At 44.5% G+C, this 24,585-nt stretch carries 24 protein-coding genes; 20 read left to right on the top strand and 4 right to left on the bottom strand.

Translation table 11 applies throughout. From position 1 onward, the window contains the following. Positions 1 to 62 precede the first annotated feature (62 nt). The 4 genes from BN1546_RS07100 to BN1546_RS07085 all read left to right on the top strand — a co-directional run bounded on the left by BN1546_RS07100 (position 63) and on the right by BN1546_RS07085 (position 4,424). Positions 63 to 1,037 (top strand): glycoside hydrolase family 43 protein, encoded by a 975-nt coding sequence (locus BN1546_RS07100; RefSeq protein WP_013369503.1) that lies wholly within the window; start codon positions 63 to 65, stop codon positions 1,035 to 1,037. A gap of 201 nt (positions 1,038 to 1,238) precedes the next feature. Next, the gene (locus BN1546_RS07095; RefSeq protein WP_090736837.1) at positions 1,239 to 2,324 is read left to right on the top strand and encodes a FecCD family ABC transporter permease; all 1,086 of its coding nucleotides are present in this window, start codon (positions 1,239 to 1,241) and stop codon (positions 2,322 to 2,324) included. After that, the gene (locus BN1546_RS07090; RefSeq protein ID WP_058710745.1) at positions 2,324 to 3,349 is read left to right on the top strand and encodes a FecCD family ABC transporter permease; all 1,026 of its coding nucleotides are present in this window, start codon (positions 2,324 to 2,326) and stop codon (positions 3,347 to 3,349) included. Before BN1546_RS07095 ends, BN1546_RS07090 begins: the two co-directional genes overlap by 1 nt. Positions 3,350 to 3,476: 127 nt before the next feature. After that, positions 3,477 to 4,424, top strand: a complete 948-nt coding sequence (locus tag BN1546_RS07085; protein WP_013369506.1) for an ABC transporter substrate-binding protein — start codon at positions 3,477 to 3,479, stop codon at positions 4,422 to 4,424. Between the two features lie 164 nt (positions 4,425 to 4,588). Here BN1546_RS07085 and BN1546_RS07080 read toward each other — a convergent pair whose 3' ends face one another. Then, positions 4,589 to 5,020 carry a hypothetical protein gene (locus BN1546_RS07080; RefSeq protein WP_025677306.1) on the bottom strand — a complete coding sequence of 144 codons (432 nt, stop codon included), beginning with the start codon at positions 5,018 to 5,020 and terminating at the stop codon, positions 4,589 to 4,591. 196 nt (positions 5,021 to 5,216) lie between these two features. Between BN1546_RS07080 and BN1546_RS07075 the strand changes: the two genes are divergently transcribed. The 3 genes from BN1546_RS07075 (at position 5,217) to BN1546_RS07065 (ending at position 7,500) form a co-directional block, all read left to right on the top strand. Then, on the top strand, positions 5,217 to 5,516 hold the full coding sequence (locus BN1546_RS07075; protein WP_013369509.1) for a hypothetical protein: 300 nt from the start codon (positions 5,217 to 5,219) through the stop codon (positions 5,514 to 5,516). A gap of 275 nt (positions 5,517 to 5,791) precedes the next feature. Continuing rightward, entirely contained in the window at positions 5,792 to 6,616 is an 825-nt protein-coding gene (locus BN1546_RS07070) for an alpha/beta hydrolase (RefSeq protein WP_040102100.1), read from the top strand. A gap of 92 nt (positions 6,617 to 6,708) precedes the next feature. Next, complete coding sequence (locus BN1546_RS07065; protein ID WP_013369511.1) at positions 6,709 to 7,500, top strand: dioxygenase family protein; 792 nt, start codon at positions 6,709 to 6,711, stop codon at positions 7,498 to 7,500. 72 nt (positions 7,501 to 7,572) lie between these two features. Here BN1546_RS07065 and BN1546_RS07060 read toward each other — a convergent pair whose 3' ends face one another. Both BN1546_RS07060 and BN1546_RS07055 read right to left on the bottom strand, forming a co-directional pair. Beyond that, on the bottom strand, positions 7,573 to 8,373 hold the full coding sequence (locus BN1546_RS07060) for a hypothetical protein (protein ID WP_255305274.1): 801 nt from the start codon (positions 8,371 to 8,373) through the stop codon (positions 7,573 to 7,575). Positions 8,374 to 8,760: 387 nt separating this feature from the next. After that, positions 8,761 to 9,279: a DoxX family membrane protein gene (locus BN1546_RS07055; protein ID WP_090736834.1), complete on the bottom strand. Its 519-nt coding sequence runs from the start codon at positions 9,277 to 9,279 to the stop codon at positions 8,761 to 8,763. A 250-nt stretch (positions 9,280 to 9,529) separates the two neighbouring features. Here BN1546_RS07055 and BN1546_RS07050 point away from each other — a divergent pair, with 250 nt between their 5' ends. From BN1546_RS07050 to corA, 6 genes are all read left to right on the top strand, one after another. Next, the gene (locus BN1546_RS07050; protein ID WP_090736831.1) at positions 9,530 to 10,624 is read left to right on the top strand and encodes a DUF3048 domain-containing protein; all 1,095 of its coding nucleotides are present in this window, start codon (positions 9,530 to 9,532) and stop codon (positions 10,622 to 10,624) included. A gap of 188 nt (positions 10,625 to 10,812) precedes the next feature. Next, positions 10,813 to 11,427, top strand: coding sequence for a DUF47 domain-containing protein (locus BN1546_RS07045; protein ID WP_040102098.1), 615 nt, complete (start codon positions 10,813 to 10,815; stop codon positions 11,425 to 11,427). Between the two features lie 14 nt (positions 11,428 to 11,441). Further along, complete coding sequence (locus BN1546_RS07040; RefSeq protein ID WP_040102097.1) at positions 11,442 to 12,431, top strand: inorganic phosphate transporter; 990 nt, start codon at positions 11,442 to 11,444, stop codon at positions 12,429 to 12,431. Positions 12,432 to 12,672: 241 nt separating this feature from the next. Continuing rightward, positions 12,673 to 14,121: an amino acid ABC transporter substrate-binding protein/permease gene (locus tag BN1546_RS07035; RefSeq protein ID WP_064962574.1), complete on the top strand. Its 1,449-nt coding sequence runs from the start codon at positions 12,673 to 12,675 to the stop codon at positions 14,119 to 14,121. Further along, complete coding sequence (locus BN1546_RS07030) at positions 14,114 to 14,842, top strand: amino acid ABC transporter ATP-binding protein (protein WP_058710740.1); 729 nt, start codon at positions 14,114 to 14,116, stop codon at positions 14,840 to 14,842. Before BN1546_RS07035 ends, BN1546_RS07030 begins: the two co-directional genes overlap by 8 nt. A 536-nt stretch (positions 14,843 to 15,378) precedes the next feature. After that, positions 15,379 to 16,338 carry a magnesium/cobalt transporter CorA gene (corA, locus tag BN1546_RS07025; protein ID WP_090736830.1) on the top strand — a complete coding sequence of 320 codons (960 nt, stop codon included), beginning with the start codon at positions 15,379 to 15,381 and terminating at the stop codon, positions 16,336 to 16,338. Between the two features lie 6 nt (positions 16,339 to 16,344). On the opposite strand, the gene BN1546_RS07020 is transcribed toward corA, so the two are convergent. Further along, a complete protein-coding gene (locus tag BN1546_RS07020; protein ID WP_090736827.1) occupies positions 16,345 to 16,851 on the bottom strand; it encodes a tyrosine protein kinase in 507 nt (168 codons plus the stop codon). Between the two features lie 229 nt (positions 16,852 to 17,080). Between BN1546_RS07020 and BN1546_RS07015 the strand changes: the two genes are divergently transcribed. The 7 genes from BN1546_RS07015 to BN1546_RS06985 all read left to right on the top strand — a co-directional run bounded on the left by BN1546_RS07015 (position 17,081) and on the right by BN1546_RS06985 (position 24,109). Further along, on the top strand, positions 17,081 to 17,371 hold the full coding sequence (locus tag BN1546_RS07015; RefSeq protein WP_007428885.1) for a YerC/YecD family TrpR-related protein: 291 nt from the start codon (positions 17,081 to 17,083) through the stop codon (positions 17,369 to 17,371). Further along, positions 17,371 to 18,159: a sirohydrochlorin chelatase gene (locus tag BN1546_RS07010; RefSeq protein WP_090736825.1), complete on the top strand. Its 789-nt coding sequence runs from the start codon at positions 17,371 to 17,373 to the stop codon at positions 18,157 to 18,159. The genes BN1546_RS07015 and BN1546_RS07010 overlap by 1 nt, the downstream gene beginning before the upstream one ends. A 172-nt stretch (positions 18,160 to 18,331) precedes the next feature. Continuing rightward, positions 18,332 to 19,213, top strand: a complete 882-nt coding sequence (locus BN1546_RS07005) for a diacylglycerol kinase (RefSeq protein ID WP_025677329.1) — start codon at positions 18,332 to 18,334, stop codon at positions 19,211 to 19,213. Between the two features lie 224 nt (positions 19,214 to 19,437). After that, positions 19,438 to 21,201: a 23S rRNA (uracil(1939)-C(5))-methyltransferase RlmD gene (rlmD, locus tag BN1546_RS07000; RefSeq protein ID WP_090736822.1), complete on the top strand. Its 1,764-nt coding sequence runs from the start codon at positions 19,438 to 19,440 to the stop codon at positions 21,199 to 21,201. A 253-nt stretch (positions 21,202 to 21,454) separates the two neighbouring features. Beyond that, a complete protein-coding gene (locus BN1546_RS06995) occupies positions 21,455 to 21,733 on the top strand; it encodes a type II toxin-antitoxin system Phd/YefM family antitoxin (RefSeq protein WP_019686194.1) in 279 nt (92 codons plus the stop codon). Between the two features lie 182 nt (positions 21,734 to 21,915). Next, positions 21,916 to 23,775 carry an N-6 DNA methylase gene (locus BN1546_RS06990; RefSeq protein WP_090736820.1) on the top strand — a complete coding sequence of 620 codons (1,860 nt, stop codon included), beginning with the start codon at positions 21,916 to 21,918 and terminating at the stop codon, positions 23,773 to 23,775. A gap of 22 nt (positions 23,776 to 23,797) precedes the next feature. After that, complete coding sequence (locus BN1546_RS06985; RefSeq protein ID WP_019686196.1) at positions 23,798 to 24,109, top strand: type II toxin-antitoxin system RelE/ParE family toxin; 312 nt, start codon at positions 23,798 to 23,800, stop codon at positions 24,107 to 24,109. Positions 24,110 to 24,585: the final 476 nt, after the last annotated feature.

Here is a 24,585-nt window from a genome sequence, read left to right as displayed (position 1 = left end):
CTAATGTAATAAGCGTATCACCTGATTTTCATTATAGAATATTAATTTGGAGGTGCGAAAGAATGTTGAAAGCATGGAAAAAATCAGTACAGGGTAAATTCGCCCGAACAGCATTTGCTGCCGTAACTTCGGCTGCTTTGTTGCTGTCCGTGGTGCCGTCCACATCGGCCGAGCATTGGGCGTTAACAGGCGATGTGGCAGTACATGATCCATCCATCACCAAGGAAGGAAATGCATGGTATATTTTCTCCACAGGGCAGGGGATACAGGTTCAAAGATCGGATGACGGACGCAATTTTTACAGATTGCCGCAAATCTTCTTGTCGCCACCATCTTGGTGGAAATCGTATGTACCTAAGCAAAAGACTAATGATGTATGGGCACCGGATGCTCAAAAGTACAATGGACGTGTCTGGGTTTACTATTCCATTTCTACGTTTGGATCGCGCACTTCGGCCATTGGCTTAACTTCAGCAACGAGCATTGGCGCGGGAAGCTGGAGAGATGATGGACTAGTGCTGCGTACGACGGATTCTGACGATTATAATGCTATTGACCCGAATCTGGTTATTGATGCTTCCGGTAACCCATGGCTTTCCTTCGGTTCATGGAATTCAGGCTTGAAAGTGACTCGACTGGATAAGAATACGATGAAGCCTACAGGCCAGATTTATTCTATTGCTAGACGTACGGCTGGTGGTTTGGAAGCACCGCATGTTACATACCGCAATGGCTATTATTATCTGTTTGCTTCCATTGATAACTGCTGCAAAGGCGTAGACAGTAATTACAAAATCATTTATGGTCGCTCGACCAGTATCACTGGGCCGTATGTGGACAAGAGCGGAAAAAGTCTGATGGACGGCGGTGGAACGATATTGGATGCGGGGAATGACCGCTGGAAGGGACCAGGCGGACAATCTGTCTATAACAACAGTGTGATTGCGCGTCATGCCTATGATGCCACTGATGGCGGAAATCCAAAGCTTCTGATTAGTGATTTGAAATGGGATTCGGCAGGTTGGCCTACGTACTAAATAGAGGGTTACTTGAAATTATCGTAAAAGTGATCTCACATAGATATATCTAAAAACTGTTCCTCCCACGGGGGAACAGTTTTTGGCTTGCAATGTCATAGAAACATGCTATTATGAATCAAGTTGATAATCATTATCATTGGCGTTTATTGTAATGAAAGTCGTAATGGCTTTCAGGTATGGAGGGAGTGACCTCACCGAATGCAGTCTAAAGACAGCATGGACAAACATACAGCTTCGACAGAGAGGAACGCTCCTGAAGTAGCCTTTATAGCCCGTCCGGTGCTCCGAGCGGGCAGGATTCGGCAGGCGTTGTTGTTCACAGCTTCGGCTGTATTATTGGCTTTGGCCATGTTCGCTGCCATTTCCTTAGGAGCCAAGGATCTGACCATAAGCACGGTGTGGTCAGCAGTGTTTCACTATGATCGTTCGCTGACGACCCATCAGATCATTCATGAACTGCGATTGCCGCGTGTGCTCGGTGCAGCTGTCATTGGGGCTGCGCTGGCGGTTGCAGGCTCTCTGATTCAAGGAATCACGCGCAACCCGCTAGGGGATACAGGTGTGCTGGGCATTAACGCAGGAGCGATGTTTGTAGTTGCAGTGAGCTTTGCTTTTTTCCCTGATCTACCTTATGGGACGTTAATTGTTTTGTCGTTCCTGGGGGCACTGATGAGTACCTTACTGGTATTCGGACTAGGAGCTTCCGCGCCGGGAGGATTGACACCCATGAGACTAACGGTGTCTGGAGCTGTGACAGCAGCCTTGTTAGGTTCCATGACTTCGGGAATTGCGATTTATTTTGATCTAAGTCAGGATCTAGCCTACTGGTATGCGGGTGGTGTTGCCGGAATCAAATGGTCGCAGCTCGAGATTCTTGCACCGATTTTGCTTATTGTGATCGCTTGGTCTATGGGGCTCGCACGCTCCATTTCATTGATTTCAATGGGCGATGAGGTAGCGCTGAATCTGGGATTAAATCTCCGGCGTATCCGGCTGCTGGGGCTACTGACTGTGGTGGTCCTAGCTGGACTTTCTGTATCGGCTGCCGGGGCCATCGGCTTTGTAGGTTTGGTCGTGCCACATATTGCTCGCAAGCTGATCGGTGTGGATTATCGCCAGATCGTACCATTGTCTGCATTATTGGGAGCCGTGCTGCTAGTGCTGGCTGATTTGGGAGCGAGAATGGCGAATCCGCCAGAGGAGCTAGCTATTGGAATTATGGTGTCTTTTATCGGAGTACCTTTTTTCCTCTTTCTCGCCCGTAAGGAAAGGAGGGAATTATAGTGAGACGCTCTCTAGGGGCAGGGGATACAAGAACGACCAAGGCTTGGCTCGTTTGCTTCGTATTGGCTGGAATCAGTTTTGCTGTCCTTGTTCTGGGTTTGAATACCGGAACGATTCGTATTCCACCGCTACGCGTGCTGGATACACTTTTTGGCGGAGGCAGCGGACGTGACCATATGGTCCTGTTTGAATACCGGCTGCCGCGGATGGTTGTAACGGTACTGGCTGGAGCGGGACTGGGTGCAGCCGGGGCGGTCATGCAGGGCTTATCGCGAAACGCACTCGCAGATCCGGGAGTGCTGGGCCTTCATGCGGGGGCTGCTTTAGGACTGGTGATGTATGTCAGCTTTTTTCGCGATCTGGAAGGATCAGCAGCCTTGTTCATCCCCTTGTTTACCTTTGCAGGAGGTGTCGTCGCAGCGGTGCTGATAGTTATGCTGTCCTATAGTGGCAGCAGAGGAATCGTGCCTGTGCGGCTAATCCTGTCCGGTATCGGTGTAGCCTCAGGGCTCAGCGCCATAACGCTGTATTGGTCGTTGCGGTTGGATGAGGATACGTACGCATTTACCGCACGTTGGTTGGCTGGCAGCGTATGGGGACGGGACTGGATACATGCAGTGGCTTTACTGCCATGGATTGTCATTGTATTGCCCTACGTTCTATCGCAGACACGTAGCCTAAATAATCTGTCGCTGGGTGATGAGACCGCAGCTGGAATCGGTACAAGTGTAAAACGCCAGCGCTTGATACTGCTGGGCGCAGCAGTGGCTCTATCGAGCGCCAGCGTATCCATGGCCGGAGGTATCGGTTTTATTGGGCTGATTGCGCCTCATCTGGCTCGCCGTTTGGTTGGACCGATGTATCAGCATTTGTTGCCAGTAGCCGCTTTGGTTGGAGTCGTCATTCTGGTCACGGCAGATACGATTGGTCGTTCGGTATTTCAGCCGAATGCGATTCCAGCAGGTGTAGTGGTTGCTGTGGTAGGAGCTCCGTATTTTTTATTCTTGTTGTCCCGAACCAAATGACAATAGGATTAGGTTACATATGAAACCCAAAGCTGCACATGATGCAGCATGCTAAACAACAACGAAATAGAAGCGTTGAGGATCGAACATTAAAAATAGAGCTTCTATAGTATAGGAGAGAATATTCATGAGAAAAAATAGATTTGAGGGTTCAGGGTTTAAACGTTCGTGGATAGCCCTGTTTCTTGTTGCATGCATGATCATGCTGTCTGCTTGTGGGCAAACAGCAGACAAACAAGCTAGTAGTACGAAAGCAGCCGATAGTGCCCAAACCACCATGAGTGCGGATTCGCGTATTGCTTCCATGTCTATTCATTTGACGAACAATCTGCTAGCATTGGGCATTACTCCAGCGGGTTCGGTTATTGGTGGAGATGTGAAGGATTTTTTGCCCCATGTAAAAGATCGTCTTCAAAATACTCGTAAGCTGGGGGTTGTCACAGACCCCGATATGGAAGCGGTACTGGAGCTTCAACCTGATCATATTTTCCTCGACAAAAAATATTCGGGAACCGATGTGGCCAAGTTTGAAAAAATTGCACCGACCGAGGTTTTTGATTTGGATGAAGGTACATGGAAAGATCAATTGAAAAAAATAGCTGCTATGGTTAAACATGAAGCACAGGCAGACACTTTTCTGAAAGATTATGATACACAGAGGGAACGGGTCAAAAAGCTCATTCATTCCAAAATCGGAGACGGGACTGTCATGGCTGTACGTGTCACAGCGAAAGAAGTTCGTGTCATGGGGATGAAGCGTCCAGTAGGACCGCTATTGTATCAGGATTTGGGCTTGAAGCCAGCTAAAGGTGTGGAAAAGATTAATAAGGCCTACCAGGTTGTGTCTCAAGAGGTTTTGCCAGATTACGATGCTGATGCCATCCTGGTAATTATCAGTAAAGGTGCGGATGCCCAAAAGGTATATAAGCAGCTGGAGGGAAATACAGTATGGCAAGGACTCAAAGCTGTGAAGCAAGGTCATGTCTACATGTTGAACGGACAGCCTTGGCTGGACTATTCCGCGATGGGGCACAAAATTGCATTGGATAATGCAGAACAACTATTTTCCAAATAAATGCGAAAGTACATCAAGCCGTATTCCCCATGCATCTTCTTGCAGGTGGGGATACGGCTTTTCTGACGATTCCCAAGCTTCGAGTCAGATGGCTGATTGCAAATAAAAAAGGAGCTGCTACGATTCCGTAATGAGGCGGCTCCAGCACTGTGAGAATTGCGAGGTTATGAACGTTTTTTACGCAGAAAAATCGGTTTGAGTCCAATAAAGCCAATAGCCGCAAGCACTAAATTCATCCAAGGTGAGATTTTGAATACCGGCAGCACACTGCGTAGCGCAAGTCCGGCGACAAGAATGACAACAACCAGTACTACATACATCAAGATGGATTTGAAATTCATTTGGGGCTTCGCGGGAGCATGGTCTGGCTGTTGAGTCTCCTCGCCTTCTTCCGGACGATCCATGAAATTCATCAGTGCTTCAACCAGCAGAATGGCACCTGCGGCGATGATGATGAGGGTGGAAAGGCTAATTTTTTCAAAAGGTTTGATATCCCCGCCTGTAAATGTGATAAACCAACCAATAATCGCCTGTGTCAAGAAAAACATGGACAAGGCAACCCAGGCAATAAGTGTATAATTTTTTGCTTTATTCATTGCTTCCTCCTGCTTTATGATCGTATCCCAAGCTGCTGGAATCGCCATTTTGTAACAAAGACAGTATACGTGAGGAAACGCCGGATGGCAAAAGGCTTTATCCATTATGTATATTACCGCTGCATTCTCCTCAAACTGGATAAAGGGTGAGCACATGGAGCAACCTGAATATAAAACGTTGAGAGGATGTGGCATCATGGAACTGGAGAACCAGGCAGATTATTCGGTCCAAAAACGACTGACAGGTGCTCCGAACGGGAATAGCGGGGAAGCCTTGCTTGCAAACGTGAGTCACCGAAGCGTTCAAGGGACATCTCCAACGTACCGTATATTGGACGATACTGAATTGGCTGAGGACACAGAATTTGCAGGTGAACTGGGTGAACAGAGCTACCGCAGCCTGTGGCATGAGGATCAAAATAACGGCGCCTCTTGTAAACTGGAGTGGGAGGGACGAGTCGAAACCCACCAAATGTTCAGGCACAGCTACGAGTAGCAAGTCGTCTACTCTAATGTAGCGAATGCACTCTAATAAGCGAGTAGTATGGCGTTCTCCGGCATCACATCGGGGAGCGCCATTTGTTTACTTCCATCCCGGTATGAACTGACAGGTTGACAAGGAAGCAGGGCGATGATAGACTGACTTTACTATAAAACTTATTAAACTTATCGGAATTAAAGTGAATGAATATTCTGGATGGATATTCCACGTTACTATATGAGTTTGAATGATAAAATGCTTTAGTGAAGCTTGAAACAGGGGGAATCAGGATGGAACGGCAAATTGGAATTCGTTTTGAACATGAGGAGCTGGCCGCAACAATTCATTATCCAAACCGTACGAATGAGGGAGGACGTCAGAGACGAGTTCCGCTCGTTGTCATTTGTCACGGTTTTGTGGGCAATCGTATCGGAGTCGATCGATTGTTCGTCAAGACTGCGCGTGAATTGGCCGAAGGTGGATATTTTGTACTGCGCTTTGACTTTGCCGGTTGTGGGGAAAGTACGGGTGAATACGGCAAGCAGGGGCTCGAATCCATGATCAATCAGACACGCACAGTGTTGGATTACGCCGTGAATTGCGCGGACATTGACCCGACCAAGGTGACGCTGATCGGTCACAGTTTGGGGGGCGCTGTTGCCCTGCTCACAGCCGTTCGGGACAAGAGAGTACAAAACCTGGTCCTTTGGTCAGCTGTCGGCTATCCGTTCAACGACATTGTCAAAATTACGGAGCGAAGCGTGTACGACGAGTCTGTTAAAACCGGTCATGCAGACTACTTGGGCTATAAGTTCACACCAGCTTATTTTGAGTCATTAGCTCAATTCCAACCGTTCCAAGAGGCCGTTAAATTTAACGGTGATGTGCTCGTTATTCATGGCACCTCGGATGATATCATTCCTGTGGATTATGCATTTCTGTTTCAAAAGGTATTCTGGATGCGTCCAGAGGGACGCTGTGATAAGGAGATTATTTTCCAGGGAGATCACACTTTCTCGTCAGGTAAAGAGCGGCAACAGCTGATTGACCGCACACTGGAATGGCTGGATGAACAGGAAAATATTCAACGGGATTGGCAGCACTGGATGATCTGATTTCAGGGTGTAACGGATTGTATTGGAAATTGCGCCTCCGCCGGAGTAAAATGAAAGAGTAACACTATACTGGCGTGTGGAGGTTGGCAGCGATGACATTACCCTCAATTTTTGTTGCGCATGGTTCACCGACACTGGCTGTAGAAAATAACGCATATACCAGCTTTCTTGCAAAGCTGGGCGCGAGCCTGCCCCGACCCAAAGGAATCATCATTTTTTCCGCGCATTGGGATAGCCCCGATCAATGTATCGGCGCGGATGATCAGCATGCAGCGTTGCACGATTTCTACGGCTTTCCCGAAGAAATGTACTCACTTGATTACCCTGCACCAGGCGATCCAAAGCTGTATGAGGAGATAGGGCATCTGTTCAGTCAGCATAACCTGTTCCACCAGCCGGTTCGGAACCGGGGACTGGATCATGGAGCATGGGTGGTTTTGCGGCATATATATCCTGATGCGGACATACCGGTCGTACCCTTATCCATTGATTCACGGCGCGATCCTCAGGAGCAATATGAGATTGGACGGATGCTGGCGCCACTGCGTGAACAAGGGATTTTGATCCTTGGTAGTGGAGGCTTGGTCCACAACTTGCGGACACTCAAGCAGACGAGTGAGCCAGCCGATTGGGCCGTTCAATATGATGACTGGATTGCACAGCAGCTTCAAGACTGGAATTTGCGTCATCTGTTCCAATATGACAAGAAGGCTCCATATGCCAAGCAGGCGGTTCCTTCGTATGGAATAGAGCACTTTTCGCCTTTGTTTTACGTGATGGGGGCTGCCGATCATGATCGCTCCGCGCGTAAGCTTTTTCAGTCGTATGTCCTTGGCTCATTGAGCCTCAATTGTTGGGCTTTTGGTCAAGAAAATGATCTGTAAATGTAAGAAAAAGAACTTCCGAAACCACATGGTGTGTGGGGTTGGAAGTTCTTTTGGTGTGTTCTTCTGTGATTAATTAGCAGGCACGTTCTTTTTTAGCCAGGCGGATACTTTCGGAGTTCGCTTATCTTCATTTTGATCCAATAGTGTCATAAATGCCTTCAGCTTTTGAATGTAGGTACTCTTCGAATCCCTGTTGCGTTGAATGACGAGCTGATACCCTTTTTTGGCATTGGGGCGAATCTTCCCGGTGTCATCATCGAATAGTGGTGTATTGTTCGTACCATAAAAAGTATAGAAGAAATAGAGATCATGTAATGATTTCACTGCCTGTGTACGATTGGAATGTGGATATTGGGTTATAAATGACTCTTGCGCCAGCACCCTTCCGGCTAACTGTTGATAACCGATGTGTAATGCCGCATCCTTGGTAGCCGGCTGTCCAGATTCCGTTGCCATGATGTCAATATAGCTGCGGATATCTGCGGTAATGTCATTTCCGAATACTTTATATTTTTCATAGTTGATGACTGGGTAAAACATGCCTTCTGCGGTTTCAAGTTTGTAGCCGGCATCTCTGGATTGAGTGAGTAATTTTTTCAGTTTTGCATCGTTTGTCCGACTGATTACATTAGTGAACGAATCACCGGGTTTATAGACTTGATTAATCTTAGTTTGAACAGAGGTCGGATATAAGGTCTGTGCATATGAATCCAATTGCTGTTTCTGTGCATTTTCTAAATGTAGCACTAGGATGGTAGCTTGAGAGGCAGGAATGGATTGAATATGTTTTTGCAAATAAATGAATGCCTGAGGTAGCTTGCCTGGTTGGCGAAGTAGCTGCTCGAAGGTTTTGGAAAATATGTTGTACAACTTCTGCTTGAGATATTGTAGTAGATGTCGCTGCTTTGGCTGATGTCGTAGATCCCAATCCGATCGTCTGTACTGTGAAAGTTACTGCTGCGAGCATGAGATAGGCTTTGGTGATTTTTTTCATGGTATAACCCTCCATTAGGTTCTTTGATGTAACTGTAGTGTACAGGGTAAATGTATCGTGAACATTCCATGTTGTATCCAACTTGTAAACGTTCGGGGGAAAGATGAACCCGAAAAAGGAGTCTCCAAGTCAGGATGGACTTGAGGACTCCTTTGTTCACTTAAATAGAGGAGGGTGCAGCATAGCCACACATTAAAGAGAAGCAGCATGGCTGAACAAAAAAACAACCATTTTCCAGAGGATAACGGTTGTTTTTTGGATAGTTAAGCTATTTTTCGATTGGGGTCCGTTTGATAAGTATCTTTATTTTTACCAAACAGTCCACGCAGGAAGGGCAGTACCCAACGGTCAAAGCCGATTCTTCCGGCATTTGCACCAGCAACGATAAGGAAGATTTCAACCAGCAGGTAGATTGCATTGGTGCTTACTGTACCCGAGAACAGGAACGAGAAGTTCATAACCATAGCCATCAAAGTAGCCAGTGTAGTCAATGTACCAAGCAGCAGGCCAACCCCGACCAAGAACTCACCCAATGGGATCAGGACGTTGAACAAACCGACATTCGGCATGGCAAAGGCTTCAAGGAACGATCCCCACCAGCCTTGTACAGCGGGGTGATCTCCGCCTGTTTTAGCAATGGCCCCCGAAATAAATCCACCTGCATCGAATCCGCCAGTCAGCTTCTCAAGTCCGTGGGTCATCCATTCATAACCTAGATAAACCCGTACTACAGTCAGCAGCCACATTGCTACTTTGTTCTCACGTAACCAGTTGTTAAACATTCAAATCACTCCTCTTTCTTAATCTATAATGATGGGTTGTATTTCATTTTGTTTGGGATGATCATCTTTGCTACACCTTTATTGTATTAGGTTCAGTTACAGTTATTTGTGATAAAAATCACAAACTCTAAATATTTTTTAAATTTTAATGTCTTTAGATAAGTATTCTATAGAGAGGTAATGCCTCAATCAAGACAAAAACAGGAAATAAAGCTTATAATGAGAAAAATAACGATGTGGAGGGATGAACTTGTCCGGGCCCATGTTTCAACGAAATCATTGGTTGCGTGTGATGGCCTCAGCTCTGTTATGCATGACAATGATATCTTGTTCTGCTTTGTCCAATACGGGTGAATCTGAATCCGTTCCCCAACCGACCCAGCAAGAAACAGAGAAGAAGGTGCTTGAACCGCCTAAGGAGCCATCTGTTCCGGTATTTACAGCTCCGCTTACCGGGCTTCCGGTGGAGCAGCCTGTTTTGGAGCGGCCACTGGCTGTCATGATTAACAATGCCCCGGCTGCGCGTCCACAGGCAGGGCTTAGCCAGGCAGACATGGTATATGAGGTTCTTGCAGAAGGCGGAATTACCCGTTTGGTAGCTTTTTTCCAAAGTCATGGTGGAGATGTGAAGATCGGTCCGGTCCGCAGTATTCGGCCGTATTTGATTGAACTGGGCGAAACCTATGGTGCGTTGCCGATACATGCAGGGGGAAGTACAGATGCCTATGCGATTTTACAGCAGCAGCGGAAGGAGCATCTGGATGAGATTTCAAATGGAGGGGCTTATTTTTGGCGAAGCAAAGACCGTCGTCCACCACATAATTTATACACAGATGTGAGCAGGCTACGTAAAGGAAGCGAAAGCAAAGGATATACCAAGCAGACGGAAGTTCCAGTGTATCCTTATCTTAAAACCGGCGAAACTCCAGTTATGGTGGACGAGAGTGCCGCATCTGTGCACATCCGGTTTTTGCTAAAAAGCTATCGCGTATCTTATACCTATGATCAAGCCGATCAACGATATAAGCGTTTTGTGAACGAAAAGTCACATCTAGATCAAAATAATAAGCAACAGCTCTCAGCGGCTAATGTTATTGTGATGAGCACGAGGCATCGAACGCTAGATGATGTAGGCAGACTAAGTGTTGAACTGGACGGTAGCGGAGAGGCCATGGTGTTTCAACAAGGACAGTTAATACGTGCTGAATGGCAGCATACATCTGGCGATGCGATTCGGTTTATGAAAAATGGGGTTGAAATCCCGTTAACACCAGGTACATCCTATATACATGTAGTACCTGCAGATACTTCACTAACGGAACATGTAACGTTTGAAGCGAATTAGAAAACGTAATACACCTATTTAGGAAAAAATTGTCGGATAATGACTCTATATGTCGGGCATTGTATACGTATATCTAGAAATTTGCTTTTACAAACATTACAAAAACATTGATGAGTGTGATAAGATAGCAAAGGTTGTCTATTGCAGTCGAAACAGGTTGCGGATATTTTCGTAAAGGGGTAATCGTTATGAGATTGAAGAAAAAGGATATATTCTTCGAGACGTTGGAAAATATGGCAGATACGATCGTGCAAGCAGCCGATTATTTTGCCCAACATACTTCAAATTTTCAAGATGTGACTTTGTTTACCAATGAGATGAAGAAGTATGAAAATAAGTGTGATGATTACACACACACGATTATTACTGAGTTGAACAAGACCTTCATTACGCCGCTGGAACGCGACGACATCATGGAACTGACAACGACCATGGATGATGTGCTGGATGGTCTTGAAGCGACAGCCTCTCGTTTTTATATGTACAACATTACAGAGCCGGACGAGTATATTGTGCAGTTCGCTGATATTTTGCGTCAATCAGCTTACGAAATTCAGAAGGCTGTACATTTGCTTTCACAGAAAAAATTGTTGGCTATTCGTGAATACACCATTCGCCTAAATGATTTGGAAAATCAGGGGGATGAATTATTGCGTATTTGCATCAAAAACCTGTTTGCAACTGTAACTGATCCTATTGAGCTGATTAAACGTAAAGAATTGTACGAACGCCTTGAAAATACAACGGATTCATGCGAGGATGTTGCAAATATGCTGGAATCCATCATTATGCGTAACTCGTAAGGGAGTCCTGTTACATGGATACAAGTTTACTGGTATTAGGTATTGTTATTTTTCTTGCTCTGGCATTTGATTTTATCAATGGGTTTCATGATACCGCGAATGCGATTGCGACTTCGGTCTCGACCCGTGCATTGACGCCGCGACGTGCGATTATTATGGCTGCGGTTATGAACTTTCTTGGGGCCATCATGTTCACTGGGGTTGCCAAAACCATTGGTGGAAGTGTTGCTGACCCTACCAAATTAACCAACGGTATTGATATCGTCATTGCGACGCTGATCGCTGCGATTATCTGGAATCTTCTAACCTGGTGGTTTGGTATTCCTTCATCCTCCTCTCATGCATTGATTGGTGCGTTGGCAGGGGCGGTGTATGTAGGTGCGGGACAGGATAAATTAAATTGGAGCGGCTTCATCGGGATTGTTGAGGGGCTTATTTTCTCCCCGTTGATTGCTTTTGTTGTCGGTTACATTGTGATGATGATTTTGAAATACATTTTTGCTTATCGCAGTCCACATACAGTGAACAAAGGTTTCCGCACCATGCAGGTCATTACGGCAGCTATCCAGTCGTTTACGCATGGTACGAATGATGCTCAGAAGGCGATGGGGATTATCACATTCGCACTCGTCTCCGCAGGTTATCAAGACCATTTGGAAGTACCCATGTGGGTGAAAATTTCAGCTGCAACCGCTATGGCACTGGGTACGTCTATTGGTGGTTGGAAGATCATCAAAACGATGGGAACCAAAATTTTTAAAATTGACCCAATTAATGGATTCGCAGCCGACGTTTCGGGGGCTTCCGTTATATTCACAGCCACCTTGCTCCATTTGCCAGTAAGTACCACACATGCAATAACTTCGGCAATTTTGGGGGTTGGTTCTGCGAAGCGCTTTAGCGCAGTTCGCTGGTCATTAGCTGGTCGTATTGTAATTACCTGGGTAATAACGATTCCAATTTCTGCGCTGTTGTCAGGTTTAATTTTCAAAATTCTTTTCTAGTTTTCTTCATGAATCCCTGAAAAAGAACATACAATATAGGATACACAATAAGCTTCCGTCCGCTTTTTGCGGCAGGGGCTTATTGGCATTCTGGGGCAAAAATACATCTTCAGAGTTCACACATCCAGATAGTTCCATGAGATGTTTTTTAAAAAATACCTGACATCAAAGTAGTCAATTTTTAATAACTCCTGTAGAATAAACAGAAAACTTTGAACCGTTCAACTGACTGGAGGATCTTATGCAAAAACCAAGAAAACTAATAGCACTCATGATTTGTTTGTTTTCTGTGGTTGCCCTGGCCGGTAATTTCGGTGTGGTGGCTCACGCAGAAAATAAAACAAAGTATGATATCGGCACGGATACAACGTTCGCGCCTTTTGAGTTTGAAGATGTAAATGGGAAATTTGTCGGAATCGACATGGATTTACTGGCAGCTATTGCTAAGGATCAGAATTTTGAGTATACCATTAAGCCACTTGGCTTTAACGCGGCAGTGCAGGCCCTTGAAACGAATCAAGTAGATGGTGTCATTGCCGGGATGAGTATTACCGATGAACGCAAGCAAAAATTTGATTTTTCTGAACCCTATTTTGACTCAGGTGTTGTCATGGCGGTCCGTAAGGATAATGATACGATTAAACGCTATGAGGACTTGAAAGGACAGCGTGTCGCTGTCAAAACAGGAACAGAAGGCTACACGTTCGCGGAATCCATTAAGGCGAAATATGGCTTTACTACAGTTCCGTTCGACGATTCTTCTCAGATGTATGATGAAGTTAAAACAGGTAACTCGGTTGCCTGCTTTGATGATTATCCGGTACTGGCATACGGTGTGACTCAGAATAATGGTCTTAAGCTGGTGACTGATAAGGAAAAAGGCGGTTCTTACGGTTTTGCTGTCAACCAAGGCAAAAATGCGGAGCTGCTGGAGAAATTTAATGCAGGGCTTGTGAATCTTCGCAACAGCGGGGAATATGACAAAATTATGTCCAAATATCTTGGCGAATCCGGCAAAGGTGTGGCCCCTGTAGAACGTAGCCGCTGGGAGCTCATTTCCGCTTCGCTGCCTGCGTTGATTAAAGGGATGGGAAATACGCTGTTGTACACCCTGGTATCCTTGCTCGTAGCCTTTGTGCTGGGACTAGTGTTCGGCTTTATGAAAGTTAGCCATAACAAGGTGTTCCGCGGTATTGCAACTGTTTTCGTTGATGTATTCCGTGGTATTCCACTGATCGTACTTGCATTCTTTATTTACTTCGGTATCCCACAGGCACTCGATTTTAAAATGCCGCTTTTTGTCGCGGCGGTGTTGACGTTATCCCTAAACGCTGGTGCTTATGTGACCGAAATTATCCGTGGGGGTATTCAGTCCATTGATCCGGGACAAATGGAAGCAGCTCGTTCGCTTGGTTTGCCATACCGGACAGCTATGCTGAAGATCATTTTGCCACAAGCTGTGAAAATCATGATCCCGTCGTTTATCAATCAGTTGGTTATTACGTTGAAGGATACGTCAATTTTGTCAGTTATCGGTTTGGTTGAATTGACCCAATCGGGCAAAATCATTATTGCGCGGACGTTCCAATCCTTTGATATTTGGCTGGTCGTTGCGGTGATGTATCTTATCGTCATTACAGTCCTGACCAAAATTTCCAACCGTCTTGAAGGGAGAGTTCGCCGTGGGTAAAATTATCGTTAAAAACCTGAAAAAAAGCTATGGCAGTAACCAGGTGCTAAAAGGCATTGACATGCAAGTACGGGAAGGCGAAGTTGTATGCGTCATTGGTCCTTCTGGTTCAGGGAAAAGTACGTTTTTGCGTTGTATGAATATGCTGGAGGAAATTACAGCTGGTGAGGTCATCGTTGATGACTACAAATTGGGTGACAAAAACGTGGACATTAACAAGGTCCGTGAAAATATAGGTATGGTGTTTCAGCATTTCAATCTGTTCCCGCATATGACGGTGCTCAAGAACATTATGTTCGCACCGACTGAGCTGGGCAAACAGACGAAGGCGCAGGCCCGGGAGACGGCTATGAAGCTGCTGGATCGTGTAGGTTTGGCCGATAAGGCAGATGTGTTGCCAGGACAGCTTTCCGGCGGTCAGAAGCAACGTGTGGCGATTGCACGTGCTCTGGCAATGAACCCAGACATTATGCTGTTCGACGAGCCAACCTCGGCGCTTGATCCTGAAATGGTGGGCGAAGTGCTCGGCGTAATGAAAGATCTGGCTCGCGAAGGCATGACGATGATGATCGTAACGCATGAGATGGGCTTTGCGCGAGAAGTAAGCGACCGTGTCGTATTTATGGACGGTGGCTACATCGTGGAAGAAGGAACACCGCAAGAGGTATTTGGTAATCCGAAAAACGAGCGGACTATAAGTTTCTTGGAGAAGGTATTGTAAGTGGGATAGGGTTGTGAATGTGAGTCGGGGTGCTCGTTGTGAGACGCTCCACAATCCATTTGATCTTTCGATCGCTGTTGCCTATGAATTTTTTCGATTATATAAGACCTATATGGTGAAAATTCAAGGGCAAAGGCGAACGCTGGCGCTTCTACAGATTCAAATGGACCGCTACGCTACGACTTGCTGAACCTACTCCTTTCTTCGCAAAAGCCCGCGCCACTTTTAAATGGGTGGAGATAGGCAGAGGAATTGGCGCAGCGCTTTGCTTGCTGCGCCGAGAGGGATATAGCGAGTAAGCATCATTCGATTTGAATGGTGGAACCCGGGCATCCCACAACTGTATAAGAAATGAAAAAGATTTAAGTGATAACGACCAATTATTTTAAGGATATGTTAGGGGGATTGAACCTGGCATATCCTTTTCTTATTTAGTGTATGGAAATATAGAGCATGAGATTTGTATAATGTGGAATGGCTTATATAAAATATAAATGACATATAAGACGGCAGTATTTAAGCTAGGGGGACATACGGTGATACGTACATTGACTATAGATCATGATCATCAGGTGACGGTGGGACAACCGTTAGAACAGATTGTCATGGAAGATTACATATGGATCTGGGCTGACTTTAACGAGCCTACAGATCGCGAGTCGGAGCTGCTGACGAGTTATTTTCATTTTCACCCGCTGGCTGTAGAGGATTGTATGCATGTTCTGCAACGTCCCAAGTTGGATTATTACGAGAATGTACAGTTTCTGGTGGTACATGCGCTTGATGTAGATACATTAGAGGCGGAAGAGGTAGATATGTTTATTAGCAGCCGTTTTTTGGTTACATATCACCATCATGAACTAGAGGAGCTGGATCAGGCCTGGGAGCGGATTGTCGAGCATGCGAACGAACGCAAAATATGGTCTCGCGGACCGCTGGCTGCAGCTTATACGGTGATGGACAAGCTGGTTGACAACTATTTTCCGAGCCTTTTCATCATTGAGGATGAATTAGCCGAGCTTGAAGGTTTGGGTGCACACGAATCGGTAGAGGAATTAATGAAGCAGGTATTTGACCTGCGTGGCAGGTTGCTCAAGCTGCGCCGCACGATCGTACCGATGCGTGATCTGATGTACCGAGTTTTGAATTCACAGCATGTGCAGGGTCAGGGGGATCATATGGCTTATTTTACTGATATCTATGATCATTTATTGAAGCTGACGGACATGCTGGAGGCCGACCGCGAGATGACAGCCGACCTGAGAGACAGTTACATATCGCTTAATTCCAATCGCATGAATTCAATTATGAAGACGCTGACCGTAATTACGACTGTTTTTATGCCCTTGACGCTGATTGCAGGAATTTATGGTATGAATTTTTCGAATATGCCCGAGTTGGGCTGGAAATATGGATATTTTGGCGTACTGTTCTTTATGTTCTTATTGAGTGTTGCGATGGTGGTGTGGTTTATGCGTCGAGGTTGGTTTAAATAAAATAGCCTACTTTCTTGTGCGTTTGCGCGGACGTCTGCGTGGGGTAGTGGTACTTTTGCGCTGTGTCTTTCTCCGGCGTCGGCGTGGTGGTGTATATTCATCCAGTTCCTCAGTAATTGGTGTTGTCGTTTTTTTGCTTGCGTTTTTGTTGAATGCTGGGAGCGAGCCCATAATCAGTTTTGCCATCGGAGCAAATTGCTGCACGCTAGACATGATCTTTTGTACCTTGCCGACCGTAGCAACAATCCCGTCAATACCGCCCATACGGTCAATAATACCTTTAATATCGTTGAGATTACCAAGACCGCCAAGCAGCCCTCCTTTGGCTGGGGCGGGGTCTGGCGTGACCACGGCGGAATCTGTTATACTCGCTGGTGCCTCATAGGGCACCACGGCGGAGGAATCGACTTGCGGAACCTCGCTGTATGGATCGAGTCCAGGATAAGGAGTTGAACTATACGGATCGGAAATGGAACGCGTTTGCGCCCTCCGATGATAGTAATGTCCAGGCATGAGATCACATTCCTTTGCAGATTGATACTCTACTGTATGTTACAAACGCACAGTGGGTTTAGGCGCGTGTCCCGAAATTAGGTATAAAAGCGGATTTGGGCATTCGCACAGTATGTTTCTGTAGTCATGTAATGTTGTTCTGTAATGCGTGAAACCGTTAATGCTTGAAAAACTGACTATTTGTCGAGTACAATGAGGAGAGATTGTAACCTTTGGGAGATGATAATCTATGCAGCTTAAAAAGCTTAATGATAAAAGTATTGATCAATTGTTTGAAGCTATTTTAACTCTTAAAAATTTGGAAGAGTGCTATGTATTTTTTGATGATCTGTGCACAATTAATGAAATTCAATCCCTCTCCCAACGTCTGGAAGTTGCCCGTATGCTTGGCAAAGGCAGCACATATAATCAGATTGAAGCTGAGACAGGCGCCAGTACAGCCACCATTTCACGTGTTAAGCGTTGTCTGAACTATGGGAATGACGGGTATAAAATGACTCTGGAACGTCTGGGTCGCTAATGCGGAGCCCTGGGATACTAGTCATCAGCCATGGCTCTAGAGAGCCATATTGGGTGGAACAGGTGGATCAGGCAGTTGCAAAGCTTCAATTGCCGGAAAAAATGCCGATAGAGGTTTCATTTTTGGAAACGGTTAAAGGAAGATTGATTCAAAATGGAATTGATCGTCTGGAAGCCTTGGGTGTAACAGATATACTGGTTATTCCTTTGTTTGTGTCGTCAGGCAGTACGCATATAGATGAGATTAGCTATGCGCTGGGAGTCAAAGCTGCACCAGACAAAGAAACAGATTTGGAACCGTTTCGATTGAAGGCACGTGTGCATTTTGGCAGTCCATTGGATGACGGCGAAGATGTTGCCCGCATGGTGTGGGACAAGGTTCGCCCGTTGTCGGTCGATCCTGCGCGAGAGGTCATTTTACTCGTAGGACACGGCAGCGCGCACAACGGCTTTCTTCAGCGCTGGGAGCAAGGGATTTCCTCGTTGGCCCGTACGGTGCAAAACGTGAGTGGGATCATCACGGACCACGCTTTGCTAAATCCTGAGGGTGTGCATGACAAGGCGGCGTACTGGAATCAGGAGCGGGGTCATGATGTTATTGTGGCGCCGCTGTTTTTGAGTTCGGGATATTTTACAAGTCATATGATTCCTAAACGCTTACAGGGGCTGGATTACCGTTATTCAGGAGACCCTATATTGCCGCATCCTTTGCTCACAAGCTGGATGGACAGACAAATTCGTGAGCTGTTACAGAGCATGAAGACACAAGCAAGGACCGATAATAATTAACCTGAACTTGGCGATAGTGTTTCCAACCTGAAATTCCCTTATTTGGATAGTGAATGGCTTCTTTTATTGTAAAAGAGGTCTTTTTCCAGTATGATGATATTTTGTACAGACTGAATGTGATGAACTGCGATGTGAATATAAATATCATTAAATATACGGGTGGCGTAACGGAATGAAAAGAGCTAGATTAATCTACAACCCGACCTCTGGGCGTGAGGAAATGAAGCGTCGCCTTGCGGATGTCTTGCAGCGCCTGGATGAAGGTGGTATTGAGGCCTCTTGCCATGCAACTACAGGAGAAGGGGACGCAACGCGTGCCGCAACAGAGGCCGTTGAGCGTGGCTATGATATGATTATTGCCGCTGGTGGCGATGGTACATTGTATGAGGTCATTAACGGGATGGCTGAAAGGGAAAACCGCCCGCCTCTGGGTGTGTTTCCTCTGGGAACGACGAATGATTTTGCCAGAGCACTGGGCATTCCCAGGCATTGGGAGGATTATTGTGACCTCGTTATTCGCCAAAATCCGAAGCCGTTGGATATCGGAAAAGCCAATGACCGCTACTTTATCAACATCGCAGGCGGCGGAACTTTAACCGAGCTTACGTATGAAGTTCCAAGCAAACTCAAAACGATGATTGGCCAATTGGCCTACTATTTCAAAGGTATGGAGAAAATGGTCAGCCTTGCTCCACAGGAGCTAATCATCAAGGCATCGGGTCAGGAAGTGATTCACGACGAATTTATGCTTTTCCTGATCGCGAATACAAATTCGGTCGGCGGGTTTGAAAAGCTTGCTCCTGGGGCGACAATAGATGATGGACTGCTAGATGTCATCGCTGTGCGGAAATGCAATTTGGCGGAAATGATCCGCTTGGTTACACTTGCCCTGCGCGGGGAGCATTTGCAGGACAAGAAAATCGTTTACTTCAGAACAGATTACATGGAAGTGACCTCACCTGGCTATGTCCAGCTTAACCTGGATGGCGAATTAGGAGGCACCTTGCCAGCGACCTTCCGGAATCTGCCGCATCATTTGAATGTGTTCCGGTGAGGAAATCAACGGAAATAGTTCTGTTTTTGTTGATTTGAGCAGTTCGATATACAGAGCGTAGAGAAGATAGTTGTTTTTTTGTAGGAAACATATCGGTCCTTGCCGTTCTCCGTGGGGAGTAACGGCATTTTCGAGTTGATGTTAAACGTCGTCTAGATGACGATTTGAATGATATGGCTAATTGAAGATAAGTGAGAAAAGAAGAACAGAAAGAAGTGACAACCATGACAAATAACCGTAGCGGACGTGGAAAAAGCCGCCGGAATACAGCAACAGTAACTCCAGTTCCAGGAAAGCAGCACAACAAGACCATGCAGGCGAAAAAAGACAAAGAACTGGAACAGTCACGAGTTGGAGTTGGGAATAGAATGCTTCGGGCTGGAACCGAAAATAAAAATGAAAATATGGACGATTTTCCTCGGAAAAAAGGGGAGAATGAACGAAAACCTCGTCGTTTTTCCAAAAATGAACGGAGTAACGACGGACGGAGTCAGGAAGCTTCCAATCGTAAACGGTCTAGTGCAGAGCGTAGCGACCTACCTGTGCAAAAGAACGATGAGGCCGTGATAGACATCATCGGCATGAACCATGACGGCGAGGGTGTAGGACGTGTTGAGGGTTTTACGCTGTTCGTTCCGGGCGCGTTACCAGGGGAAAAGGTACGGGTCAAGGTGCTGAAAACGAAAAAACAATATGGCTATGCCAAGCTGCTGGATATTGCGCAGGCTAGCCCTGACCGGATTGCAGCTCCGTGCGCCATCTACGATCAATGCGGCGGTTGTCAGCTCCAGCATATGAGCTACGAAGCGCAGCTGGGCTGGAAACGACAGCATGTGGTGGATGTGCTGGAACGCATCGGGAAGCTGAGTGTGACTACGGAGTCCAGTGAGCGTACTGCAGAGGTTTTGGCTGACTCTGCGGATGGAAATGCAGACCACATGTCGCGTGTACAAGGCGTAGTCGTGCATCCTACACTCGGTATGAGTGAGCCGTGGCGGTACCGCAACAAAGCGCAGGTGCCGATTGGTGTCGCCGAGGGCGGGCTTGTCGGCGGTTTTTACGCACGTGGCAGCCATCGCATTGTGGATATGAATACCTGTCTCATTCAGGACGAGCGCAATGACGAAGTTGTCGCACGTGTCAAAGAGATTGGCCGAATGCTGGGCATCAGTGCATATAATGAAGAAACCGGACGCGGGCTGTTGCGCCATGTCGTTGTGAAGACCGCTTTTCGCACAGGTGAAATGATGCTGGTGCTCGTCACGAATGGACGAGATATTCCGCACGCAGAAGCGTGGGTCGGCAGTATTCGTGAGCATATCCCACACGTGGCAAGCATATGTCAGAACGTGAACACGAAGCGAACGAACGTTATTTTTGGCGACGAGACTCGTGTACTGTGGGGGCGTGAAGTGATCTACGATTACATTGGAAACGTCCAGTTTGCGATTTCCGCACGATCCTTTTATCAGGTGAATCCCGTACAAACGGAAGTGCTGTACAGCAAAACCGTCGAATACGCTGGACTCACAGGCAAAGAAACGGTAATTGATGCGTATTGCGGCATCGGTACGATCTCCTTGTTCCTCGCTCAGCATGCGGACCAGGTGTATGGGGTGGAGATCGTCAAAGAAGCCATCGACGATGCACGGAGTAATGCGCTATTGAACGAAATGCGTAATGTAAAGTTTGAGGTAGGCGCCTCCGAAGATGTCATTCCTGCGTGGAAAGAGCAAGGCATCACCGCCGACGTTATCGTCGTCGATCCGCCCCGTAAAGGCTGTGATCCACGCCTGCTCGATACCATTCTGGAGATGAAGCCAAAGCGCGTGGTGTATGTATCCTGTAATCCAAGCACACTGGCGCGGGATTTAAGGATATTGGAGGATGGCGGGTATAGTACAGTGGAAGTGCAACCCGTAGATATGTTTCCGCATACGGTGCATGTGGAGTGCGTAGTAGTAATATATCGAGATGAGAAGCATTGATGAACGAGGGTTTAAGAGCAACTTGAATATATTCCTGCATTCCAAATAACGTTTTAGGATTGAGTGTGGGAATATATTTTATTAATTCAAAAGCATGAGAAGTCGGTGGTATAGATATACGGATTCATATTGAAAGGTATTCTTTTAGGACGCTTTATAGAGGTGGGGTCAAAATTAGTTACAAAATGAATTAGAATTGTTGAAGTGTTATCATAATAATGATAATATAACGATATGTAAAGGAGGGGATTCTATGCCACAAATTAGGCCTGTATCCGATCTGCGAAATAATTTTACTGAGATATCAAAAATTGTTCACGAGAGCCGTGAGCCAGTTTTCCTCACAAAAAACGGATATGGCGATATGGTTGTCATGAGCATTGAGCAATATGAGAATATTCAGCACGATAACGAGATTTTTATAAAGTTGAAAGAGGCAGAGCTAGAGGCAGATAGTTCGAAATTACGTTATAGCCACGCTGAGGTCTTTAATAAATTAAGAATGAAAATTAGCACCAAACAAGAGGAATAAGTTGTGTCATGAAAACCGGGGATTGCTCTCGGTTTTTAGTGATATGATGGATACAAAAGGTATTGGGAGTGTTTGACAAACCAATTTACACCATGTTAAGATATATTTTAGGTATATAAATACCTATTTTTTTTGATATTTTAATTAGGTATACCTATACCTAAAGGGGAAGGAGAGTGCTTGTGATTTATAGAGAAATTGAATTAAATAAATTAATGCAGGCATGTCTTGATGAGTTAAGGGGATTGTATACTAGTGAGCAATCTGTTCGCATTTTATTAGTCGTAGTATCCAGTTATTACCTGGATAGCTTCGAACAAAATAATTCAAAGAAATTTGAACAGAACTGGGTGCAGCCAGTAGAAAATTCAATAGTTGATAATCTAGTCAATAAAATCAAACAATTGGAGTTCCATAATGAAGATTTAAAGGGAATATTCACGGGGCTTATTGATTCGTCCCTTCAATTTACCAGCATCTCTACTATGCGGACATTAAGAATAGTGATAGACAGATTAAGAAGTTTTCAATTTATTGATCAAAAAGAAATTGTTCAGCTTATTAATTTATTGGCATTTGAATTTAGTAAAGAGGAAGGCACACATGAAACTCCGGATGCGATAACTAAACTGTCTTTGGGTTTAGTAGATTTTAAATATATTCAGTCATTTGCTGATTTTTGCTCGGGGATTTCTAGTGTAGCTCTTGAGATGTCTCGTCGTTTAGAAACACTAGAGGAAGCTAGCCGCATGTCATATTATGGAGAAGAGATAAATGTTTCCGCATGTTTGATATCAAAGCTATTAATGATTGTAAATAGAGTGCCAAATACAACTATCATTAATAAAGATGTTTTAGACATTGTGAGCAAAGAAGGTGAGCAGCAAACCTTTGATTTTATTTTATCAGATTCCCCATTTGGAGTTAAATGGAATAGTGAGAGCGCTCGTAATGATCCTAGATACAAGTATGGTATTCCGCCAAGGAGTTCTGCTGACTGGGCATTTTATCAGAATGTTTTATATCATCTGAATGAGAAAGGCAAGGCCATTGTAGTTGGGACAAAAGGAACATTAGTTAGAAGCACTGAGGTTAACATAAGAAAAGCAATTATTGAAGATGATTTAATCGAAGCAATTATCACGCTGCCTGAGAGTCTTTACTCTAAGACTAGTATTAGTACGGAGTTAATCATTTTTAATAAAGCTAAGCCGAAAAGTAGACTTGGAAAAATATTGTTTATAGATGCTAGTGAGCATTCATATAAGATTAATAGAAATCAACATACTATTACTGAAGATGGAATAAGTAAAATAATTGACGCTTATTGGACTGGGACAGAAGAAGAATGGTTTTGTAGATTTATTGATGTTGAAAAAATCAGACACTACAAGTACAGTCTTAATTCAAAAGAATATTTAGTTTTTGATATTCTTAAAAATTCATTTCACCAAACAGTTAAGCTTGGTGAGATTTCTGAGATTAGACGTGGTGTTCAATTGTCTAAAGAGGAATATGAAGAACTTTCTATAGCTACTACACACTATCTTCTAAATATTAAAGATATAGAGGATGGAAGAATTACTTATGATGAAGAGTCAAAAATAACTTATAAAAAGCCAGATTGGTTGGAAAAGTTTGCGATTCAACCAATGGATATTCTAATTACTTCCAAAGGCTCAACTATCAAGTTTGTCATTGTCGAAGAGCCGTATAAAAAGGCATTTATTAGCGGGAATTTATCGATTATTCGAGTGGATCCTAAACGGTACAACGTATATGTTTTGTATGAATTTTTACAAAGTGAGGTAGGACGTAGAATGATTGATGGTCTACAAACTGGTACTACAATTAAACTAATTAATCCCTCTAAATTAGAGCAACTTGAAGTCCCATCATTTACTATAGAATTAATGAATGAAGTAGGTGAGAAACTCAAATACAACAAACAGGAATATGAAGAAATAATCAAAGAAACTAAAGAAAGATTTGTCATACAAAAGCAAGTACTGCTTGAAAAATTAGGAATTCATAATACGTAATCAAAATTAAAGGAGTCCTCTAATGGAAAAGAAGTATAAATTACGTTACCTCACCCTAGCACAATCAGACTTGCTAGAGATTGTTAATTATATAAGCGAACAACTTTCTGCACCACAAGCTGCAATTAATCTTGTTGATAAGTTAGATAGGGCCATTTCAAAGTTAGAACAATTTCCTTTCTCTGGACATCTCTATAAAAACAACTTTAAGCTTAAGGATGAATTTCGAATGCTTGTTGTTGAGAATTATATTGTATTCTACGTTGTTTTTGATGATATTGTAGAAATCCGACGAGTTATATATAGTAAACGCAATCATGAAAAACTACTTTGATAATAATTTTAATCGATGTTGATTGAATAGCCTCTCTTCATTGTCTAGCTTTGCTACAAACTCGAATAGTCAAAGTAATAATTTTAGCTTTACAATAAATTAGGTCCTTGGTATTATTCAAGGGCTTTTTCGGTTCCATATATTACACATAAATATGATATTGTATAATAAGTAAAGATTAATTATGGAATATTTGGTATAAAAAATGAATTGTAGTATTTTTTTGCCTCAGGTGTATAGACCTTTGATTTAGTTGAGATATTTCGATGAGGTGAAAACAGTTGGCAAGAATGTATTATGCAGAAGGCAGACATATTGAGAGGGCTATTTATTATAATAGATAAAAAATACAATAAGGTTAAATATATCCTTTCCATCGCCTCGACACATGTAGAAAACGTAATTTTTTAAAATTAAAAATATCGCTTGCATTTTCAAAAACATTCTTATAAGATACAAGTATCGACAACGAAAGT

The sequence above is a fragment of the Paenibacillus sp. Mc5Re-14 genome, assembly GCF_001049835.1.
Lineage (GTDB): Bacteria > Bacillota > Bacilli > Paenibacillales > Paenibacillaceae > Paenibacillus > Paenibacillus polymyxa_C.
Note: the sequence above shows the minus strand (reverse complement) of the source record. Positions and strands in the feature narration are given on the sequence as shown.

What these genes read in the sequence shown, in the direction of transcription:
- BN1546_RS07065 (WP_013369511.1), top strand. Translation starts at nt 6,709, where the DNA reads ATGACATTACCCTCAATTTTTGTTGCGCATGGTTCACCGACACTGGCT.
- BN1546_RS07055 (WP_090736834.1), bottom strand. Translation starts at nt 9,279, where the DNA reads ATGTTTAACAACTGGTTACGTGAGAACAAAGTAGCAATGTGGCTGCTG.
- BN1546_RS06995 (WP_019686194.1), top strand. Translation starts at nt 21,455, where the DNA reads ATGCCACAAATTAGGCCTGTATCCGATCTGCGAAATAATTTTACTGAG.
- BN1546_RS07020 (WP_090736827.1), bottom strand. Translation starts at nt 16,851, where the DNA reads ATGCCTGGACATTACTATCATCGGAGGGCGCAAACGCGTTCCATTTCC.
- rlmD (WP_090736822.1), top strand. Translation starts at nt 19,438, where the DNA reads ATGACAAATAACCGTAGCGGACGTGGAAAAAGCCGCCGGAATACAGCA.
- BN1546_RS07035 (WP_064962574.1), top strand. Translation starts at nt 12,673, where the DNA reads ATGCAAAAACCAAGAAAACTAATAGCACTCATGATTTGTTTGTTTTCT.
- BN1546_RS07070 (WP_040102100.1), top strand. Translation starts at nt 5,792, where the DNA reads ATGGAACGGCAAATTGGAATTCGTTTTGAACATGAGGAGCTGGCCGCA.
- BN1546_RS07075 (WP_013369509.1), top strand. Translation starts at nt 5,217, where the DNA reads ATGGAACTGGAGAACCAGGCAGATTATTCGGTCCAAAAACGACTGACA.
- BN1546_RS07085 (WP_013369506.1), top strand. Translation starts at nt 3,477, where the DNA reads ATGAGAAAAAATAGATTTGAGGGTTCAGGGTTTAAACGTTCGTGGATA.
- BN1546_RS07015 (WP_007428885.1), top strand. Translation starts at nt 17,081, where the DNA reads ATGCAGCTTAAAAAGCTTAATGATAAAAGTATTGATCAATTGTTTGAA.
- BN1546_RS07005 (WP_025677329.1), top strand. Translation starts at nt 18,332, where the DNA reads ATGAAAAGAGCTAGATTAATCTACAACCCGACCTCTGGGCGTGAGGAA.
- BN1546_RS06985 (WP_019686196.1), top strand. Translation starts at nt 23,798, where the DNA reads ATGGAAAAGAAGTATAAATTACGTTACCTCACCCTAGCACAATCAGAC.
- BN1546_RS07045 (WP_040102098.1), top strand. Translation starts at nt 10,813, where the DNA reads ATGAGATTGAAGAAAAAGGATATATTCTTCGAGACGTTGGAAAATATG.
- BN1546_RS07010 (WP_090736825.1), top strand. Translation starts at nt 17,371, where the DNA reads ATGCGGAGCCCTGGGATACTAGTCATCAGCCATGGCTCTAGAGAGCCA.
- BN1546_RS07080 (WP_025677306.1), bottom strand. Translation starts at nt 5,020, where the DNA reads ATGAATAAAGCAAAAAATTATACACTTATTGCCTGGGTTGCCTTGTCC.
- BN1546_RS07100 (WP_013369503.1), top strand. Translation starts at nt 63, where the DNA reads ATGTTGAAAGCATGGAAAAAATCAGTACAGGGTAAATTCGCCCGAACA.
- BN1546_RS07095 (WP_090736837.1), top strand. Translation starts at nt 1,239, where the DNA reads ATGCAGTCTAAAGACAGCATGGACAAACATACAGCTTCGACAGAGAGG.
- BN1546_RS07040 (WP_040102097.1), top strand. Translation starts at nt 11,442, where the DNA reads ATGGATACAAGTTTACTGGTATTAGGTATTGTTATTTTTCTTGCTCTG.